Consider the following 18,913-nt stretch of genomic DNA (forward strand, 5'->3'; position numbering starts at 1 on the left):
GGGCGGCCGGTGCTTCGGGGCGGTGCTTCACGGGAGCAGGGGGAGGCGGTGGGCCGGGAGGGGTGTTGCGGCCCACCGCCGTCACGGGGCCTTCGGCGTGCGCCGGTGTTCGAAACCTGACGCACGCCTTCACTGACCGCTGGTCAGAAAGGCTTCGTCGGAAGGTACTTGCCGTCCAGGGTGATGACGGCCCGCTCGCCGCCCTCGGGGTCGGCTACCTTCTTCACGTCGAGCTTGAAGTTGATCGCGCTGATGATGCCGTCGCCGAACTGCTCGTGGACCAGGGCCTTGAGGGTGGTGCCGTAGACCTGGAGCATCTCGTAGAAGCGGTAGATCGTCGGGTCGGTCGGGATGCCGCCGGGGATGGAGCCACGGGTCGGAATGGTCTGCAGGAGCAGCACCGCTTCCTCGTCGAGGTCGAGGAGCTTGCCGACCGCCTTGGCGGATTCCTCGGGCAGCGCGTGCTGGCCCAGAACGGCGGCCGTCACAAAGGCCACGGACAGACCGGCCGCGTCGGCGATCTCCTGCCACGTCAGGTCCTTGCCGGTCTTGGCCGCAACAGCGGCCACGGACACGGCCTCGCGGGCGGTGGGGGAGAACTGGGCGTGAACCATGAGGGTTTCCTTTCCGGTGGTGCCGGCCAGGGGGAGGCGCGGCAGGTGAGAGGGAGAGCGGGAACGGAACGGCCGGGGGTCAGGCCGCCGCGGAGGCACGATCGACGTCGTCGAGCGTTTCGACCGCTCCGGACGCGATGTCGAACATCCAGCCATGCAGCGAGAGTTGCTGCTCGGCGAGCGCGCGGGCCACCGAGGGGTGGGTGCGCAGGTTCTGCAGCTGGGCGACCACGTTCGCGCGTACGAGGGTGGTCACCCTGGACTCGGCCGATTCGGCGGGAGCCGCGGTCGCCCGAGCCCTGGCGCGGGCCGCGTCCGCATGCCGCAGCCAGTCCGCGATCACCGGGGCCGCGCTCAGGTCGTGCCCCTCGGCCAGGGCGGTCATCGCACCGCAGGCCGAGTGACCGCAGACGACGATGTCGGTCACACCGAGTACGGCAACGGCGTACTCGATGCTCGCTGCGACACCGTCCGCGCCGGGCGCGTAGGCGGGAACCAGATTCCCCGCGGTCCGGATGACGAACAGCTCGCCCGGTTCGCTCTGCGTGATGAGCTCGGGAGTCACCCGGGCGTCGGAGCAGCCGATGAACAGCGTTTCGGGCCGGTGGTGTGTGGCCAGGTGGGCGAAAAGCTGCTGCTTGGCGGGATATACGGTACGGCGAAAATGCGCGATGCCGTCTGAGAGGTGGTGCATTCGTTCACTCCCATCGGGTGGCCGACCGCCCTTGCGGGTCGACGTCATTCACCATGCATGAACCGCACCTATAGTGTCCAAGACTTGATTTCCATGACTGCTATAGATGGCATCTATGTGCGTGCCGCGGGAATGCAGGGCCGAGTGTCAGCGGCGCCCGTACGGTGCGTGGCATGACGGGGGTCGCGCATACGCGGGGGCGTCATCGCGCCGCATGGCCGCTCTGCCCGACGGCCTCCGCGCGGGCCTTCTTCCGGCAGGACCGGCGGGAGGATCTCGACGTGGCCAAGGGCCTCGACGCCAAGAAGCCCGTCGACGGAGCAGGAAGCAGGCGCGGAGAAGGCCGCAGTCGGCGAGAAGCCCTGACCAGGAGGGGGCGCGCCCCCACACCTATAGTTCGGGCCATGGGTCCCGAGCTACGCCACCTCCGCTACCTGATCGCCGTAGCCGAGCACGGCAACTTCACCCGCGCCGCCGAGGAGCTGCGCATCTCTCAGCCCACACTGTCCCAGCAGATCAAGCAGCTGGAGCGAGTGGTCGGCGTCCAGCTGCTCGACCGCAGCGGCCGCAGTGTCCGGCTCACGGACGCCGGCGACGCCTATGTGCACTACGCCCGGCGGGCCCTGCGGGACCTCGCGGCGGCCGACCGTGCGGTACTCGACGTGGCAGACCTGTCCCGGGGCAGGCTGCGGCTGGCGATGACACCGACGTTCACGGCCTACCTCATCGGCCCGCTGGTGCAGGAGCTGCACACCCGCCATCCCGGGATCACCCTGGACGTGCGGGAGATGACACAGGATCGCATCGAGGCAAGCCTGTTGGCGGACGAGATCGACCTGGGGATCGCGTTCGAGGCGCCACATCCCGCCGGCATCAGCGCACACGTCTTGTTCACCGAGACCTTGAGTCTGGTCGTCGCGGCCCATGACGCGGATTCCGAGGCGCGGGAGCCGATGCCGCCCGGCAGGTTGGCCGAGCAGCGTCTCGCGCTGCTCAGCAATGACTTCGTCACGCGCGGACACATCGACGGCTACTTCACCGAGCACCGCATCGACCCGCCCATCGCGGTGGAGGCCAACTCCATTCAGGCCCTCATCGAGATCGTGCAGCGCACCCCCTTGCTGGCCACAGTGCTGCCGGACGCCATCACGCACGACCATCCGCACCTCACAACGATCGCCCTCGATCCACCCCTGCCCGCGCGACGAGTGACCCTCCTGCGCCGCGACAGCGCGTACCAGAGTGCGGCGGCCCGGGCCTTCGCCCGGCTCGCGAGCCGCCTGGTGCGGGAGCGGGGCTACACGCCCGCCTGAACGAGCAGGGGAGGCCCCGCCCAAGGACCTTCGGCCGCCTTGCGATCGCACGCACCGGACGACGCTCGCCATGGGGCGGCGTTGCCGGTACGGCGCTAGCGGTATACCAAACCTGGCGTTCCTCGACGTGATGAGAGAATGAGCGGCATGGCAGGTTCTGAAGGCTTCGAGCCCGAGTCGGATCGGGTCACTCGTCAGTTGCGCGACGACATTCTCGATGGTGTGCGTAGGCCCGGCAGCAAGCTCGTCGAGCGTGAGCTGGCCGCCGAGCTCGGTGTGAGCCGGCTGCCCATCCGCGATGCCCTGAAGGCACTGGTGACTGAGGGCCTTGTGACGCCCCGGCCGCGGACCTGGGCGGTGGTGCGCGAGTTCAGCCCCACCGACGTCTCGGACCTGGGCGAGGTGCGTTCCGCGTTGGAGACGCTGACGTTCCGGCTGGCGGCTCAGCGGCGTACCCGCGCGGGGCTGGAGAAGCTGCGCGCCGACCTCGATGCCGAGCTGGAGGCGGCGCGGCGCGGAGACGCCGTACAGGCGAGGCGCGCCGCGGCCGACTTCCATCAGACAGTGACGTCACTGGCCGCGAACGAGCTGCTGAGCGAGCTGGAGCGCACCCTTCGCAGCCGCATGCGCTGGCTGCTCAGCCGGCACGACGACCTGCTGGGTATGGCGAGGGAGCACGAGAATCTCTACGACGCGATCGTGGCGCGGGACGTGCCGCGCGTCGAGGAGCTCGTGCTGAAGCACCTGGAGATGGGCCGCAGCGCGGCTGTGGCCCATCTTCGGTCCTCCAAGGAGTAGGCGGAGCCGGTCGGTTGAGCGACGCGCGGGCGCTTGTGCGGCGCCCCGTACGAAGGTGAATCCCTTCGCGCGCACCCAGGTGAATCCCTCGGCGCACGCGAAGGGGACCCCCAGCCACGCCCCGAGGTGATCCCCTCGGGGCGTACGAAGCGGGTCCCTCGGCCGCACGCGAAGGCGACCCCTCGGCTCAGACGAAGACGATCCCGTCGGCGACATCGGAGCGGATCTCCGTGCCGACCCGTCGCGCCAGGAGGTCGTCCAGGCGGTCCAGCGGGCCGATGAGCGCGCGTCCGCCGGCCTTCGCGACCCGCACCGCGGCATCCACCTTCGGCTTCATCGACCCTTCGGCGAAGGCCAGCTCGGAGATGGCCTCCGGTGAGGCCGTGAGGATGTCCCGCTGCTCGGGCGTCCCCCAGTTCTCGCTGACGTAGTCGCCGTCCGTGAGCATGACCAGCATGTCCGCCTTGAGTTCGGCGGCGAGGGCGGCGCTGGCGAGGTCCTTGTCGACGACCGCCTGCAGACCGGTCTGGCGGCCCTTGCTGTCGGTCTTCACAGGCACACCGCCACCGCCGACGCACACGACGAGCCGGTCGTTCTCCAGGAGGGTGCGGACGAGGGGGGCCTGCACGATGCGCAAGGGGTGGGGCGAGGGGACGACGCGGCGGAAACCGGCGCCGTCACGCGCGATGGTCCACCGGTACTCGGCCGCCGCGTCGGCGGCGTCGTGGGCGGAGTACATGGGGCCGATCAGCTTGGTGGGGTGGCTGAACGCGGGGTCGGACTCGTCGACCTCGGTGGTCGTGAGGACCGCCGCGACCTCGCGCCGGCCACCCAGTGCGTTCGAGAGCTCCTGCTGGATGACGTACCCGATCATGCCCTGTGTCTCGGCGCCCAATATGTCGAGCGGGTACGCAGCGACGTCCTGGTAGGCCAGGTTCTGCAGGGCGAGCAGGCCCACCTGCGGGCCGTTGCCGTGGGTGATGACCACCTCGTGCTCGCGGGCGAGTCCGGCGAGTGCCTCACAGGATGTCCTGACGTTCGCACGCAGATGGTCCGCCGTCATCGGCTCGCCTCGCCGTGCCAACGCGTTGCCTCCGAGAGCCACAACGATGCGCATGGACTCCTCCTCCGACTAGTTCGCTTCCGGCTGCAAAATGGTATACCAGTTTGCAGCGGTTGAGGTTGAGGGGCGCAGCGCGCCTCGGCGGTCCGGTCGGACAGGAGTGGTGGTGGTATCGGTGAGCGCGACTGTGGCTCTGCGCGTGTGTTCCGGTGATGCCGCGCTCCTGGCGCACCTGCGCACGCTCAGGGGGTGCGGGAGTGTGGAGAGCGTCTTTCGGGGCGTGATCAACCTGTTGTTGCCGGATGGCGGGCTGATGGCGCTGGCTGTGCGGGGGAGTGGGGACGCTCCCCGGACCCTTGTCGTGGACATCGCGCAGTGGCTCGACCGTGGGGTGGAAGCGGGGCGGGTCGTCGAGTTCGGCCCGGACGGCATCGACCTGCGGGGCGCTTTCGGTGGCCTGCGGGTCTCCGTGCGAGGGGTCGCCAAATGGCATCCCATTTTGCCGCGCCTTGACTCCATCACACCGTCGGAGCTTGCCGTTGCCGCCCGGGCCCTGCACCACCTGGTGTCCGTCGACGGCGAGCTCGGTGGGATGCTCGGCGCATCGCCGGGTGCTGTGCCGATGGAGGTGGCTGTCTGCACGGCGCTGAAGCACGGACGCGATGCGCTGGTGCGGGCCGTACGCTCCTCGGACACCGTCGGCATGCGCGACGCTGTCCTCGCCCTCCTGGGCCTCGGCCCCGGACTCACCCCGGCCGGCGACGACTTCCTCACCGCGATCGCCCTGCTGTCGTCGCTCGACGGCAGCGGGCTCGGCCTGTTCGCCCGGGTACTCCACGACGTACTCGACGAGCAGCCCGGCCGTACGACGCTGTTGAGTACGACCACCCTGTATGAGGCGCTGTCAGGACGCGTCCGCGCAGACCTGGTCGATGTGTTGTGCTCCCTCGCCGCCACCCCCGGGCGGAGCGAAGTGCAGGCGATCGAAACCGTCCGAGCCCCGGTCCGCCGAGCGTTGGCCCACGGCCACACCTCCGGCACCGACACCTTGTCCGGTCTGGTGACCGGGCTTCACCTGGAGAGAGAACTGCGAGGTTCGCTGTGAGCATCACAGCAGTCGTCAAGAAGAACACCTACTTCGACTCCGTATCCCTGATGGCCATCTCGACGAGGGCGAACAGCCTCGACGAGGTGGAGCAGGCCTTCGTGGCCATGGGCACGGAGATGAACAAGGGGGTGCTGGGCAACCTCGGCCTGCTCACACCCGAACTCGAAGCCGCGGGCAACGGCGACCTCATGGTCGTGGTCGAAGCCCGCGGGGGAGCCGACGCCGACGAGGTCCTCGCGCGTGTCGAGGAGCTCCTCCAGCGCAAGGCGTCCGCCACGGGCGAGGCGACCATCACCCACCGGACCATCGCGGCCGCCGCGCAGGACAACCCCGCCGCCAACCTCGCCGTGATCGCGGTCAACGGCGCCTACGCCGGCCGTGAGGCCCGCAAGGCCCTTGAGAACGACCTGCACGTACTGCTCTTCAGCGACAACGTCCCGGTCGAGGAGGAGGTCGCCCTCAAGGAACTGGCCCACGAAAAGGGCCTGTTGATGATGGGCCCGGACTGCGGCACCGCGATCATCAACAATGTCGCCCTGTGCTTCGGCAACGCCGTCCGCCCCGGCTCGGTCGGCGTGGTCGCCGCTTCGGGCACAGGCGCGCAGGAGGTCAGCGTCCGCATCCACGCCCTGGGCGCGGGTGTCTCGCAGCTCATCGGCACCGGCGGTCGCGACCTGAGCGAGCAGGTCGGCGGCATCATGATGATCGACGGCATCCGGGCGCTCGCTGCCGACCCGGCCACCAGCGTGATCGTGCTCGTCTCCAAGCCGCCGGCCCCCTCGGTCGAGAAGAAGGTGCTTGCCGAGATCGCCACCGCGGGCAAGCCCGTCGTCGTCTACTTCGTCGGAGGCTCCGAGGAAGCGGTCGTCGCGGCCGGCGGACACTTCGCGTCCGGCAGCCAGGACGCCGCCCTGCGGGCGGTACGTCTCGGCGTGAACCCGGACGCGGCCGTCGAGCCGCTCGACATGGGCCGGGTCGACGAGGTCGCCGCTCTCCTCGAGCCGGAACAGCGTTTCGTACGCGGACTGTTCTGCGGCGGCACCCTGTGCGACGAGTCGATGTACGCGATGCTCGAGAGCGGCGACGACGTATGGAGCAACATCCAGAAGGACCCCGCGCGCCGGCTGACCGCCGACAGCCCCAGCACGGGGCACACCTTCCTCGACTTCGGTGACGACGACTTCACCAACGGCCGTCCGCACCCCATGATCGACCCCGCCCTGCGGCTGGCCCGCCTGGTCGAGGAGGCCAAGGACCCGGAGGTCGCCGCCGTCGTCATGGACTTCATCCTCGGCTTCGGCGCCCACGAGGACCCGGTCGGCGTCACCCTGCCGGCCATCGAGCAGGCCAAGGCGATCGCCGCCGAAGCGGGCCGCCACCTGGAGATCGTCGGCTACGTCCTGGGCACGGACCTCGACACCCCGGCGCCGGCCGACCAGATCGCCGCCCTGCAGGCAGCCGGCGTCACCGTCACCCGCAGCAGCACCGAGACGGGCCAGTTCGCCCGTGCCATAGCCCGGAAGGTCAAGCACGCATGAGCAACCGCATCACCAGCCTCTTCGAGAGCGACCTCGACGTCGTCAACGTCGGCCTGGCCATGTTCGACGAGGACATCGCCGCCCAGGGCGCCAAGGTCACCACGCTCGACTGGACGCCGCCGGGTGGAGGCAAGCCCGAGGTCCTCGCCGCCCTCGACGCCCTGGAGGTCCCAGAGGTTGCCGCGAGGATCGAGGAGGCCAACGCCCTCGCCGTCGAACGGATCACCAACTCCCGGCCCATGCTGACCGGTTTCGGCCGCGCCATCGACGTCGTACCCGGCATGACCCCGACGACGATTCTGCATGCGGGGCCGCCCATCACCTGGGACCGTATGGCCGGACCGATGAAGGGCGCCGTCACCGGTGCGCTCGTCTTCGAGGGCCTCGCCGCCGACCTGGAAGAGGCCGCCGCGCTCGCCGCCTCCGGTGAGATCACCTTCTCGCCGTGTCACGAGCACGACTGCGTCGGTTCGATGGCCGGAGTCACCTCCGCGTCGATGTACATGCACATCGTCCACAACGAGACGTACGGCAACACGGCGTACACCAACCTGTCCGAGCAGATGGCGAAGATCCTCCGCATGGGGGCGAACGACGAGTCGGTGATCGAGCGGCTCGTCTGGATGCGCGACGTGCTCGGCCCCATGCTCAAGGAAGCCATGGAGATCGGTGGCCCCATCGATCTGCGGCTGCTGCTCTCGCAGGCGCTGCACATGGGCGACGAGTGCCACAACCGCAATATCGCGGGCACCCTGCTGCTCCTGCAGGCGCTCGCCCCGTCCCTGCTGCAGACCGGCTTCACCACCGAGCAGAAGAAGGAAGTCTTCGACTTCGTCGCCAGCTCGGACTATTTCTCCGGCCCGACGTGGCTGGCCATGGCGAAGGCCGCCATGGACGCGGCCCACGGGATCGAGGGCTCGACCGTCGTCACCACGATGGCCCGCAACGGCGTCGAGTTCGGCGTACGGGTCAGTGGCCTGGGCGGAAACCAGTGGTTCACCGGGCCCGCCCAAAAGGTCGTCGGCCCGATGTTCGCCGGATACAAGCCGGAGGACTCCGGCCTCGACATCGGCGACAGCGCCATCAGCGAGACCTACGGCTTCGGTGGCTTCGCCATGGCCACCGCGCCCGCCATCGTCGCCCTCGTCGGCGGCACCGTGCAGGAGGCCATCGGCTTCACACGCCAGATGGGCGAGATCACCACGGCACAGAACCCCAACATCACCATCCCCATGCTCGACTTCCAGGGCATCCCCACCGGGATCGACGTACGCAAGGTCCTGACCACCGGGATCCTGCCGGTCATCAACACCGCGATCGCCCACAAGGAAGCGGGCATCGGCATGATCGGCGCCGGCATCACACACCCGCCCGTCGAGGTCTTCGAGAAGGCCGCCAAGGCCCTCGCCGACTCGCTCATCTGACCACGCGCCAGTTCCTGTCGTCCCGCTCCTGTCCGCCCTCCCGGCGACCACGGGAGCGGGACGGCAGGACCTGCCCCACCTCGGAGACTCGCCCATGGACAGTCGTATACCCGCCGCGGCCGATGCCGCGCACCCGAGCACAGAGCTCGACTCGGAGTACGAGCACAGCCCCGTTCCCCAGGAACGGCGTAAGTCCCTCCTGACCGTGTCGGCCGTGTGGTTCGGATTCCCGATGATCCTCACCAACGCCGTACCCGGCGGCGTCGTCGTCGCAGTCCTGGGTTTCTGGCGCGGGCTGGCCGCCATCCTCGTCGCCAACCTCGTCATGTTCGTGTACGTCGGTCTGCTCAGCCATCGAGCGGGCAGCACCGGCGAGAACTTCGCCCTCCAGGCCACGAAGACCTTCGGCCGCATCGGTCACGTCGTCGCCTCCGGCTTCCTGGCCACGATCGTCGTGGGTTGGTTCGCCTTCAACACCGGTGCCACCGGTGCGACCCTCAACCAGGCCTTCGGCTGGCACGAACAACTCGTCGCCGTACTCGCGGGCGCGATCTTCGTCGCGATCACCTATCTCGGCATCCGTGCCCTGTCGTGGCTCGGTGCCGTCGCCGCGCCGCTGTTCATCATCGTCGGCCTGATAGCCGTCGTCATCGTGTCCCGGGACCACAGCCTGGGTGCGGTGCTCGACTACCGGGGCGTCGCACCTGACAACGCCATGACGTTCGGCGCGGCCGTGTCGCTCATCATGGCCACGTTCGCCGACTCGGGCACGATGACCGCCGACTTCACCCGATGGTCCAAGAACGGCAAGCAGGCCGTCCTCGCGACCGCGACCGCGTTCCCGCTGGCCAGCATGGTCGCCCAGATCACCGGCGGCATTGTCGTCGCGGCCGGTGCCATCGCCTCGGCAGCCACGGTCGGCGGCAACTTCCTGCCGATCCTCACCGGTGACCACGGCGTCCTCCTCGACGCCCTCGCGGCCGTGTTCGTCTTCGTCAACCTCGGCTCGGTGTGCAGCCACTGCCTCTACAACGGGGCGCTCAGCTGGTCGCACCTGACCCGTACCAGGATGAGGGTCACGACTCTCGTCCTGGGCATCATCGGCACTGCCGCCGCCCTCGCCGGCGTATGGGACCACTTCCTCGACTGGCTGGTCGTCCTCAGCGTCTTCGTCCCGCCCCTCGGCGGCGTGCTCATCGCCGACCAGGTGATCCTGCGCAGCCGCGTCGACCGACGCCCCACCACTGCCGTACGGCCCACGGCCTTCGCCGCGTGGGCCGCCGGTGCCATGGTGGGCGGGCTCGTGCACTGGTATGCGCCGCAGTTCTCGGACGCCGTGAGCGGCCTCGTCGTGGCGGTGGTCGCGTACGTGGTTCTGGAGCGGGTCCTCACGAGGCCGACGGCCGCGCGATAGATGGCCTCCCCTCCCAGAAACCACACCGTTGCGACACCCACGGCCCCGAGAGCGACCAGGGCGCTGTCGTCCCTGCAGAGCAGCACCGGCTTCCGGTGGCTGTGGGTGTCCAACCTGTTCTTCTTCTGCGGCGCCTGGACGCAGACGCTGATCCTGGGCTGGCTCGTCTTCGAGACGACCCGCTCCGAGATGCTCCTCGCCGTGTTCACCGCGGTGCGCCTGGCCCCGATGCTGCTCGGCCCGTTCGCCGGTGTGCTGTCGGACCGATACGACCGGGTGCGTCTCCTCGCCCTCGCCTGCTCCTGGGCGTTGGGCGCGGTGTCGGTGGTGGCGACGATGGAGTCGTTCTTCCGGGTTCCGTACTGGGCGCTGGTGCTCGGCGGGCTTGCCATCGGTCTGGCCCAGTCGCCGTCGCAGCCCGCCCGTTTCGCGTTGGTCCTCGATCTCGTGGGACGGGAGAACCTGAGCAACGCGAACGCCCTGAACGCCATGGCGATGAACATGACCCAGGTCGTCGGACCGGCCATCGGCGGCGCGATGATCAGCACCCTGGGTGCACCCGAGGCTCTGTGGATCTCAACTGCCTGGTACGGGGTGTCACTTGCCGCCCTGTGGCCGCTCCGCAGCAGCGGCGGACGCACGACCGGGGTCGCATCCGATTTCGGCCCCGGGTCCTTCGTCACGATGCTGCGCGCCGGCGTCCGTACCGTGCTCACCAACCGGCTCGCCGCGAGCGTCCTCGGTGTCACACTCGCCGCGAACGTCCTTCTGTGGCCCATCTACCAGGCGTTCATGCCCGTCTTCGCCCAGGAGACATTGGGCCTCGACGCCGCGGGCCTGGGCTGGCTCCTGACCTGCAGCGGCGCGGGCGGACTCGTCGGCTCGCTGGTCATCGCCATGCTCGGCGACTTCAGGTTCAAGGGCGGCCTGTTCGTCTTCGGTACGGCGACGTGGGCGTTCCTGTGGTCACTCTTCGCGCTGTCCCACAGCGTGGCTCTCTCCTTCGTCCTGATGGCGTGCATCGGCGTGATGAGCGCGTCCTTCGGCGTACTGCAGACGACCCTGCTGCTCATGGTCACCAAACCGTCGGTCCAGGGGCGCGTCCTGGGAATCCAGGAACTGGCCATCGGTGTCATGCCGTTCGCTTCGCTGGGTCTCGGCGCGGCGGCGCAGTGGGCCGGAGTGGGGACGACCACGTTCCTCAGCGCACTGCTGCTGGTCGTGGTGCTTGCGGTGCTCGCGCTCCGTGTTCCTCAGCTCTTGAGGTACGCCGGGGACGAGGCCGCATAGTCGCGCGCTTCCCCAGTGCCGTGACCGGCAGAGCTTGCCGGTCACGGCACTGGCCCAGGAAGGTGTTGCGCTGCTTCCGCACCCGGTCGTGGAGTTCGCGGAGCCACGGCTGCCGGACGGCCGACAGCCTCGCCGGCGTGTTCAGGAACACCTGCTTGTCCAGCCGGAATGTGTGCATCTGGTGGGGCGGCAGCGCACTCCGAGACGTCCGATCACCCTGCGCAGCGGGATTCGTGCGCTGATGCAGCCACGACCTCGCGGCCGGGTGCACCCGCGGACACGTTCTGATCGACGCCGAGAGCGTGCCGGACCTTGTGGGCCGAGCCGTTCGGCGTGAACTCGTGATGTCCGGTGGGCGAGCGGTGGTCCGGGACGGCGAGCTGCAGTTCTCGTCGCCGGGACGGGCAAGGGCTGTTGCTCGCGGGCTCAGCGACGTACCAGGGCCAGTTGGTCGGCGACGACCACGCCGTCGTGCAGGACCGTGCGGTCGCTGCCGCGGTCCATCACGGCACTGGTCGGCGTCTCGCCGTCGACCAGCAGCAGGTCGGCACGGTCGCCGACGGCCACGCCGGGCCGGTCGGTGACCCCGGCCGGCCGGGCAACGTCGTGGCTCATGATCGAGGCCCCGCCGATGGTCGCGACCGCCAGCGACATTTCGATCAGATCATCACGGCGGAAGTTGTTGGTGAAGGCCAGTTGCCAGGTGCGGTCGAGCATGTCGCAGTTGCCGTAGGGGCTCCAGTAGTCGCGCTGGCCGTCCTCACCCAGGCCCACCCGGACACCGGCCTCCGTCAGCGCCACCAGGGACAGCTGTCCGCGGTCCGGTGGTGCCACGGTGGCCATCGCGATGTCCAGCTCGGCGAAGTCGTCGATGATGCGGCGGCTCACCGATTCGGAGACCGAGCCCAGCTCGTAGGCGTGGGACATCGTGACCTTGCCCTGCATGCCCAGTGCCCGGGTGCGCTCGAGCACCAGATCGGTGGAGAACACCCCGAGATGACCCGGCTCGTGCAGGTGGATGTCCACCTCGACCTGGTACTTCTCGGCCAGCCCGAACACGATGTCCAAGTGCCCCTTGGGATCCCGGTCGAGGCTGCAGGGATCGATGCCACCGATCACATCGGCGCCCGCCTTCAGCGAGGCCTCCAGGTGGTCGACGGTGCCCTTCTCACGGAGGATGCCGGCCTGCGGGAACGTCATGATCTGGACGTCGGCCCGATCGGCGAACTTCTCCTTCGCGGCCACCACGGCATCGAACTTCTCGAGCTTGCAGTCCACGTCCACCTGGGCGTACGACCGCACCCGGGTGGTGCCGTGGGCGATCATCCGCTCCAGGGTGCCGGCCACCCGCTCCATGAGCGAAACCTCTGCGGTACGCCAGTTCTGCCGGTCGTTGAGCATCATCGTCCAGACTCCCGGGCCGCCGGTGTGCGGCCGGAACGGCAGGCCGATCCGGGTCGAGTCCAGGTGCACGTGCACATCGCTGAACGAGGGCAGCAACAGCCGGCCACGGCCTTCGACCACCTCGCCGGCCGGCTGCGCGGCCGGATCGTGCGGTCGGATTGCCGCGATGCGATCGCCGGACAGGTCGACGTCGCTGCGCCGGCCACCCCACGGACGGACGTCACGGATCAACACTGTTGTCACCTTTCTGTTGTGCGGTAGAACTGCTCACCCGGATACGGAACGGGTTACCGGGTTGTCGTGGCCAGTGCCTCGGCTGCGACATCGGTGTGATGGCAGGCGATGTCGCCGCCCGGCACATTGTCTGTGCACAGCTGCCGGCGTTGTGGGTCCAGCCGCGGATGCACCGGACACCGGGACCGGAACACGCAGCCGCGCGGCGGGTCGGCCGGGCTGGGCAGATCTCCGGACAGCCGGATCCGCCCGCTCCGGTCTGCCGCCGGGTCCGGTTGTGGGACGGCGGACAGCAGCGCCCGGGTGTAGGGATGTTCCGGAGCGCCGAAAACCCTTTCGGTGTCTCCGTATTCCATGATCTTGCCCAGGTACATCACCGCGATGCGGTCGGCGAAGTGCTGGACCACGGACAGGTCGTGGGCGATGAAGAGGTACGCCACCCCGGTGTCCCGCTGGATGTCCTCGAGCAGATTGATCACCTGCGCCTGCACCGAGACGTCCAGCGCGGACACCGGTTCGTCGCAGATGATCAGCTGCGGGTCCAGGGCGAGCGCCCGGGCGATGCCCACGCGCTGCTTCTGGCCGCCGGAGAACTCGTGCGGGAAGCGGTTGTAGTGGTCGGGGCGCAACCCCACCCGGTCCATCAGGTCCCGCACCCTGGCCTTGACGCCGCCGGCCGGCGTGACCCGTTGGGCCAGCAGCGGTGCGGCGATCGCGCTGCCCACGGACTGACGCGGGTTGAGGGAGGAGGAGGGGTTCTGGAACACCATCTGCACCCGGCGCCGGTACTCCTGCAGGTCCGACCGGCGCAGTTCGGCGATCTCCCGGCCGCCGAGCTGGATGCTCCCGGACGTGGGCGCCAGTAGCCGCATGAGCAGTCGGCCGGTGGTCGACTTGCCGCAACCCGACTCTCCCACCAGCCCGAGGGTCTGCCCGGCGTCGACCGAGAAGCTGACACCGTCAACCGCCTTGATCACGCCGCCGGCGGACCGGAAGGCGCGGGAGCGGATCGGGAAGTGTTTGGTCAGGTCGGTGACCTGCAGCAGCGGCGTCATCGGACCACATCTCCGGTCGGTTGCAGGATCTCCAGGTGGCACCGCGACGGGTGCCCGTCGGGTCCGATCAGGGTCGGCCGGCGCGTACCACAGGCGTTGTCGGGCACCAGGTGTGTCTTCGGGCAGCGGTCCGCGAACAGGCAGCCGTCGGGCAGCGCCAGCAGCGACGGCGGGAAACCCGGGATCGGGTTGAGCCGCTCGGACCGCCTTGCCAGTGACGGCATCGAAGCCAGCAGCCCCTGGGTGTAGGGGTGTCGCGGGTCGCTGAACAGGTCGGCGACGGTCGCCTGCTCCACGCACTCCCCGCCGTACATCACCACGACCTGGTGACAGACCTCGGCGACCACGCCGAGGTCGTGGGTCACCAGGATCACCGAGGTCCCGGTCTCCTCCTGCAACTCGCCCAGCAGATCGAGGATCTGGGCCTGCACGGTGACGTCCAGCGCGGTGGTGGGTTCGTCGGCGATCAGCAGCTCGGGTTCGCAGACCAGCGCCATGGCGATCATCGCGCGCTGCCGCATGCCGCCGGAGAACTCGTGCGGGTACGCCGAGTAACGGCGGCTCGGATCGGGAATCCCGACCCGGCCGAGCATATCGATGGCGACCTGCGCCGCGGCCTTCCTGGACACGTCGTTGTGCACCCGATAGGCCTCGGCGATCTGCACCCCGACCGGGTAGAACGGGTGCATCGCCGACAGCGGGTCCTGGAAGATCATCGCGATCTTCCTGCCTCGGTGGGCACGCATCTGCGACTCGGTGAGCGCGTTGAGATCCTGTCCGTCCAGAAGGATCTGCCCGGTGACGGTGGCCGAGGTGCCCTTGAGCAGCCCCATCAGCGCCTGGCTCGTGACGGTCTTGCCGGAGCCGGATTCGCCGACGATTCCGACGGTTTCCCCGCGCGCCAGGGTCAGGTCCATGCCGTTGACCGCGTGCACCACGCCGTCGTCGGTCGGGAAGCTCACCCGCAGGTCGCGGATGGCGAGCATGGGCGCGGCTTCGGGCGTGGTCATCAGGCGACCCTCACTCGCGGGTCGATCACCGCGTAGACGATGTCGACCAGGACGTTGGCGACGATGATGAAGAACGCGGCCATCATGGTGATGGCCATGGTGACCGGCAGGTCGCCGGCCTGCGCGGCGTGCACCGCGGTGAATCCGACACCCGGCACCGAGAAGATCTGCTCGGTGAGCACAGCACCGCCCAACAGGCCGCCGATGTCCAGCCCGAGCATGGTGACCACCGGAGTGATGCCGGCCCGCGCACCGTGCCTGAACACGATGTGCCGCCGGGACAGGCCCTTCGAGCGCGCGGTGCGCATGAAGTCCTCGCCGAAGGTCTCCAGCATGTTGCTGCGGGTGACCCGGATGTACTGCGCGCTGAACAGCACCGCCAGTGCCACCCAGGGCAGCAGGTAGTTCAAGAACCAGCCGCCCGGACCCGCGGCGCCGAACGGTGAGGCGATCTCATTGGTGGTGAACGGCAGAAGGTTCAGCGTGCTGACGAAGAACAGCAGCAGCAACAGGCCGGTCACCGGAATGGGGAGGGACACGCCGACCGAGGCGGCGCCGACGATCAGCTTGTCGGTGAACCGGCCCTTGCGCAGCGCCGCGAGCAGGCCCAACCCGACGCCGGCGATGGTCCACAGCACGATCGCACCGCTGGCCATCGACAGCGTGTACGGCAGGGCCCGCTCGATGATCGTGGTGACATCCTCGTTGGTCTGGAAGGACTTGCCCAGACACGGCCAGGAGCACAGGGTTTCGGCGCCCGGCGCGCCGACCATGTGGCTGCCCAGCAGCCCCGACATGTAGGTGAGGTACTGGGTGAGGAACGGTTTGTCCATCCCGAGCGCGACCCGGGCCTCCGCGATGCGTTGCGGAGTGCACTCCTGGCCGCAGGCCGCGGCGGCAGGGTCCGCCGGACCGAGCTGGAACAGACTGAACGTCACGAAGCTGATGACGAACAAGAGCACAATCATCGCGACGAACCGCCGCATCAGGAATCCGGTCATGGGCGTGACCTGCCGGCTCGGGATGAACTCACCGTTCCACCTCTCTTGTGCCGCGAGCGTCAGTGCTCGGCGCCGACGATCGACAGGTCTATGGCGCCGAAGAAGTAACCCATCTGCGCGTTGCGGACCTTGGAGCCGACCACGCTGCTGGTGTAGCTGCGCACCAACGGAACCAGCGGGTAGTCCTGCATGACCTGGTCGAGCAGGGTGGCCCACTTCTTGCCGAGTTCCTCGCTGGGCCCGTTGGTGCCACGCAGCTTGTACATGTCGCCGGAGATCTTCGGGTCGTGGTACCGCGGGATGTTGGAGAAGCCGTAGGTCTTCCCGTCCAGGCTCGGCCCCACGTTCGGGTCGATGGTGGTGCGCACCGAACCGCTGTCCGCGCCGCCGCACCAGCCGCTGCGGGCGATGTCCGGCATCTGGTTACCGGCCAGCACGGTGTAGTAGTTGGCGGCCGGGATCGGGCGCAGTTGCAGGTCGATACCGAGCTTCTTGAGGTTCTGCTGCAGCACGGTGCCGACGTTCTTGTACCGGGCGTTGGTGTCGGCGTAGCCGTACACCAGCTTCTTGGGAACCTGCTTGCCTTCCAGCAGCTTCTTGGCCTCGTCCAGCTTCGGCTTGCCGGTCGGGTCCAGGTCGGTGTGCTGCTCGACGTATCCACGCTGAGCCGGGTTGATGTACGACTGGGCCAGCTTGCCGAACCGTCCGCCGCCGTACTGCACCTGGACGGCGCTCCGGTCGATGGAGAGCGCCATCGCCTTGCGCACCTGAGGATCCTTGATCGTCTCGGTGTTGAAGTTCAGCACGTCCGTGCAGCCCAGCAGGCCGGCCGCGGTGCGCGCCTTGATCTTGGGATCGTTGAGCTTGGCCGCGTCGGACGCCTGCAGGCCACCGTTGCTGTCCAATGTGATCGCCGTCGGATCCGAGTCGGCGAGCAGTTGCTGGCTGATGGTGGCCTGGGCGGTGGACAGGGTGAAGGTGAACGTGTCCGGCAGGGCGGGCCGGTTCGGATCGGTGGCCGGGTCCCACTGGTCGTTGCGGACCAGCTTCATCGACCGGCCGCGGTCGTACGACTTGATCTTGTACGGGCCCGACGAGACCGGGTGGTTGGTGTAGTCGAGTTTGGTGTCCTTGGCCCGCGGCACCGGCGCCGTGTTCGACCGCGAAACCAGGGCGGGGAACTCGGCGAACGGCTGCTTGAGGTGAAAGACGACGGTGTGGTCGTCCGGGGTGTCGATCGCCTTGAAGTCACCGCCGGAGTAAGGGCCCTTGTATCCGTCGTCGGCCAGGGCGGAGTTGAGTTCCTGCGGTGCCTGGGTGAAGACATCGCGGGCGTAGGTGCGCTCGACCCCGTACTTGATGGCCTTGCTGGTGATCGGCGTGCCGTCCTCGAACTTCAACCCCTTCTTGAGGGTGTAGGTCCAGGTGAGGCCGTCGGCGGAGGGCTTGCCCAGGTCGGTGGCCAGATCCGGCACGATGGTCGGCGGCCGGCCGGCGGTCTCCTTGGCCATGGTCAGTGTGCGGTAGTAAAGCTGCCCGACGTTGGCGGTCTGTACGTAGTTGCTGTTGCCGGGGTCCAGCGTCTGGAAGTCCGAGGACATCAGGACGTTGATGTTCCCGCCCTTGGTGGTGTAGCCCTTCCCGATCGTCACCGGCGCGTAGGCGTCGGCCTTGGAGTCGGAGCCGGAACCAGGGGCCGGCTTGGCGCCGCCGCAGGCGGTCAGAGCCAGCCCGGCACTGACCGTCAGGGCGAGCGCCGTCATGGTGGTTCGTTTCACTGCGTCTCCTTGCGGACGGGAAAGGGATGGCGTGGGGGGTGGATCACGGGTGCGTCAGCTTCGAGAGGACTTGGGGTCCAGCGCGTCCCGGACCGCGTCGCCGAGCAGATTGAAGGCGAGCACGGTGATCACCAGTGCGCCGGCCGGGACGGCCAGGAACCACGGGTCGGAGAGGTACCAGTTCCCCGACTGGGCCGCGTTGAGCATCTGGCCCCAGGAGGGCGTGGGGTCCTTGACCCCGACGCCGAGGAACGACAGGGCCGCCTCTGCGGTGATGTTGGTAGGGATCATCATGGTCGCGTAGACCAGCACGACCCCCATGACGTTCGGGATGATCTGCCTGAAGATGATGCTTCGATGCGAGGCCCCGTAGGCCTGGGCGGCCTCGACGAATTCCTGCTGCCGGATCGAGAGCACCTGACCGCGCACGACTCTGGCCAGGTAGGCCCAGCCGAAGAATCCGAGAATGATCACCAGTGAGGCGATCGGCACCAGGCTGCCCGAGTCGAGCGCGGTGTCACGCAGCCGGGACTGCATGATCGGAGTCAGCGACAGTACCAACAGCAGGTGAGGGAAGGCCAGGAACAGATCCATCACTCGGCTGATCACCATGTCGACCTTGCCGCCGAAGTATCCGGCGGCGGCGCCGAGCACGGTACCCAGTACCACCGACACCGCCGTGGACAGCAGCGCGATGGTCAGAGAGATCCTTGCGCCGTAGGCCATGCGGGCGAAGATGTCGCGACCGAGCCCTGGTTCGAGGCCGAGCCAGTGCTCGCCGGACGGGAAACGGTAGTACGACAGCGGCAGGCCCGGCGTGTAGAAGTCGTCCAGGAAGTCCGGCCCGGTCCGGGCGGTGAACGGATCCGATCCCTCGATGGCCGCCAACACCGGGGCCAGGATCGCGAACAGCACCATCAGGGCCACCACGATCAGTGCGGCGACGGCGATCCGGCTGCGCCGAATCCGAAGCCACGCCGTGCCCAGCAGCGACCGCGCGGTGGCGATCTCCGCAGTGGGCCTGCGCTCGGCTGTTGCGGCCGCGGATTCCGGTGAGGAGAGGGTGGCCATCTGCCCGTCGGAGGGCTCCGGCGTGCTGGCGCGACGCGTCCGACTCGGCGACTCATACGGATCCGGCACGTCGATCCTTCGGTGCTCGGGGGTGTGGGTGGCCG

At 68.6% G+C, this 18,913-nt stretch carries 16 protein-coding genes; 7 read left to right on the forward strand and 9 right to left on the reverse strand.

Annotated elements, in window-relative coordinates:
• Nucleotides 1-143: 143 nt before the first annotated feature.
• Complete coding sequence (cynS, locus tag ACFU6I_RS07475) at nucleotides 144-614, reverse strand: cyanase (RefSeq protein ID WP_384362694.1); 471 nt, start codon at nucleotides 612-614, stop codon at nucleotides 144-146.
• Between the two features lie 79 nt (nucleotides 615-693).
• Nucleotides 694-1,308 carry a carbonic anhydrase gene (locus tag ACFU6I_RS07480; protein WP_384362696.1) on the reverse strand — a complete coding sequence of 205 codons (615 nt, stop codon included), beginning with the start codon at nucleotides 1,306-1,308 and terminating at the stop codon, nucleotides 694-696.
• Nucleotides 1,309-1,712: 404 nt separating this feature from the next.
• Between ACFU6I_RS07480 and cynR the strand changes: the two genes are divergently transcribed.
• Together cynR and ACFU6I_RS07490 are read left to right on the forward strand one after the other, a co-directional pair.
• Complete coding sequence (gene cynR / locus ACFU6I_RS07485; RefSeq protein ID WP_384362698.1) at nucleotides 1,713-2,621, forward strand: transcriptional regulator CynR; 909 nt, start codon at nucleotides 1,713-1,715, stop codon at nucleotides 2,619-2,621.
• A 147-nt stretch (nucleotides 2,622-2,768) separates the two neighbouring features.
• Nucleotides 2,769-3,419: a GntR family transcriptional regulator gene (locus ACFU6I_RS07490; protein WP_345516251.1), complete on the forward strand. Its 651-nt coding sequence runs from the start codon at nucleotides 2,769-2,771 to the stop codon at nucleotides 3,417-3,419.
• A gap of 187 nt (nucleotides 3,420-3,606) precedes the next feature.
• Here ACFU6I_RS07490 and ACFU6I_RS07495 read toward each other — a convergent pair whose 3' ends face one another.
• A complete protein-coding gene (locus ACFU6I_RS07495; RefSeq protein WP_384362700.1) occupies nucleotides 3,607-4,536 on the reverse strand; it encodes a carbamate kinase in 930 nt (309 codons plus the stop codon).
• Between the two features lie 205 nt (nucleotides 4,537-4,741).
• Here ACFU6I_RS07495 and ACFU6I_RS07500 point away from each other — a divergent pair, with 205 nt between their 5' ends.
• From ACFU6I_RS07500 to ACFU6I_RS07520, 5 genes are all read left to right on the forward strand, one after another.
• Nucleotides 4,742-5,587 (forward strand): DUF2877 domain-containing protein, encoded by an 846-nt coding sequence (locus tag ACFU6I_RS07500; protein ID WP_384362702.1) that lies wholly within the window; start codon nucleotides 4,742-4,744, stop codon nucleotides 5,585-5,587.
• Nucleotides 5,584-7,128 (forward strand): acyl-CoA synthetase FdrA, encoded by a 1,545-nt coding sequence (gene fdrA / locus ACFU6I_RS07505; protein WP_384362704.1) that lies wholly within the window; start codon nucleotides 5,584-5,586, stop codon nucleotides 7,126-7,128. Before ACFU6I_RS07500 ends, fdrA begins: the two co-directional genes overlap by 4 nt.
• Nucleotides 7,125-8,552: a DUF1116 domain-containing protein gene (locus ACFU6I_RS07510; RefSeq protein WP_384362706.1), complete on the forward strand. Its 1,428-nt coding sequence runs from the start codon at nucleotides 7,125-7,127 to the stop codon at nucleotides 8,550-8,552. The genes fdrA and ACFU6I_RS07510 overlap by 4 nt, the downstream gene beginning before the upstream one ends.
• A gap of 94 nt (nucleotides 8,553-8,646) precedes the next feature.
• Complete coding sequence (locus ACFU6I_RS07515) at nucleotides 8,647-9,966, forward strand: purine-cytosine permease family protein (RefSeq protein WP_384362708.1); 1,320 nt, start codon at nucleotides 8,647-8,649, stop codon at nucleotides 9,964-9,966.
• A gap of 105 nt (nucleotides 9,967-10,071) precedes the next feature.
• Nucleotides 10,072-11,256 (forward strand): MFS transporter, encoded by a 1,185-nt coding sequence (locus tag ACFU6I_RS07520; RefSeq protein WP_384362710.1) that lies wholly within the window; start codon nucleotides 10,072-10,074, stop codon nucleotides 11,254-11,256.
• Between the two features lie 426 nt (nucleotides 11,257-11,682).
• On the opposite strand, the gene ACFU6I_RS07525 is transcribed toward ACFU6I_RS07520, so the two are convergent.
• From ACFU6I_RS07525 to ACFU6I_RS07550, 6 genes are read right to left on the reverse strand one after another with little or no spacing between them, the layout of a single operon-like run.
• On the reverse strand, nucleotides 11,683-12,894 hold the full coding sequence (locus ACFU6I_RS07525; RefSeq protein ID WP_384362712.1) for an amidohydrolase family protein: 1,212 nt from the start codon (nucleotides 12,892-12,894) through the stop codon (nucleotides 11,683-11,685).
• Between the two features lie 53 nt (nucleotides 12,895-12,947).
• On the reverse strand, nucleotides 12,948-13,949 hold the full coding sequence (locus ACFU6I_RS07530; RefSeq protein ID WP_384362714.1) for an ABC transporter ATP-binding protein: 1,002 nt from the start codon (nucleotides 13,947-13,949) through the stop codon (nucleotides 12,948-12,950).
• Nucleotides 13,946-14,959: an ABC transporter ATP-binding protein gene (locus ACFU6I_RS07535; protein WP_384362716.1), complete on the reverse strand. Its 1,014-nt coding sequence runs from the start codon at nucleotides 14,957-14,959 to the stop codon at nucleotides 13,946-13,948. Before ACFU6I_RS07535 ends, ACFU6I_RS07530 begins: the two co-directional genes overlap by 4 nt.
• Nucleotides 14,959-15,960, reverse strand: coding sequence for an ABC transporter permease (locus ACFU6I_RS07540; RefSeq protein ID WP_384362718.1), 1,002 nt, complete (start codon nucleotides 15,958-15,960; stop codon nucleotides 14,959-14,961). The genes ACFU6I_RS07535 and ACFU6I_RS07540 overlap by 1 nt, the downstream gene beginning before the upstream one ends.
• A 59-nt stretch (nucleotides 15,961-16,019) precedes the next feature.
• Nucleotides 16,020-17,738, reverse strand: coding sequence for an ABC transporter substrate-binding protein (locus ACFU6I_RS07545; protein WP_384362720.1), 1,719 nt, complete (start codon nucleotides 17,736-17,738; stop codon nucleotides 16,020-16,022).
• 54 nt (nucleotides 17,739-17,792) lie between these two features.
• Complete coding sequence (locus ACFU6I_RS07550; protein ID WP_384362876.1) at nucleotides 17,793-18,809, reverse strand: ABC transporter permease; 1,017 nt, start codon at nucleotides 18,807-18,809, stop codon at nucleotides 17,793-17,795.
• Nucleotides 18,810-18,913: the final 104 nt, after the last annotated feature.

Origin of the sequence: Streptomyces sp. NPDC057486, from assembly GCF_042802415.1 — a bacterium.
Lineage (GTDB): Bacteria > Actinomycetota > Actinomycetes > Streptomycetales > Streptomycetaceae > Streptomyces > Streptomyces yanii.

Bases quoted from the DNA above. Each gene is read 5' to 3' on its own strand.
- ACFU6I_RS07535 (WP_384362716.1), bottom strand. From the start codon at position 14,959: ATGACCACGCCCGAAGCCGCGCCCATGCTCGCCATCCGCGACCTGCGG.
- ACFU6I_RS07540 (WP_384362718.1), bottom strand. From the start codon at position 15,960: ATGACCGGATTCCTGATGCGGCGGTTCGTCGCGATGATTGTGCTCTTG.
- ACFU6I_RS07530 (WP_384362714.1), bottom strand. From the start codon at position 13,949: ATGACGCCGCTGCTGCAGGTCACCGACCTGACCAAACACTTCCCGATC.
- ACFU6I_RS07480 (WP_384362696.1), bottom strand. From the start codon at position 1,308: ATGCACCACCTCTCAGACGGCATCGCGCATTTTCGCCGTACCGTATAT.
- cynR (WP_384362698.1), top strand. From the start codon at position 1,713: ATGGGTCCCGAGCTACGCCACCTCCGCTACCTGATCGCCGTAGCCGAG.
- cynS (WP_384362694.1), bottom strand. From the start codon at position 614: ATGGTTCACGCCCAGTTCTCCCCCACCGCCCGCGAGGCCGTGTCCGTG.
- ACFU6I_RS07510 (WP_384362706.1), top strand. From the start codon at position 7,125: ATGAGCAACCGCATCACCAGCCTCTTCGAGAGCGACCTCGACGTCGTC.
- ACFU6I_RS07515 (WP_384362708.1), top strand. From the start codon at position 8,647: ATGGACAGTCGTATACCCGCCGCGGCCGATGCCGCGCACCCGAGCACA.
- ACFU6I_RS07495 (WP_384362700.1), bottom strand. From the start codon at position 4,536: ATGCGCATCGTTGTGGCTCTCGGAGGCAACGCGTTGGCACGGCGAGGC.
- ACFU6I_RS07550 (WP_384362876.1), bottom strand. From the start codon at position 18,809: ATGGCCACCCTCTCCTCACCGGAATCCGCGGCCGCAACAGCCGAGCGC.
- ACFU6I_RS07490 (WP_345516251.1), top strand. From the start codon at position 2,769: ATGGCAGGTTCTGAAGGCTTCGAGCCCGAGTCGGATCGGGTCACTCGT.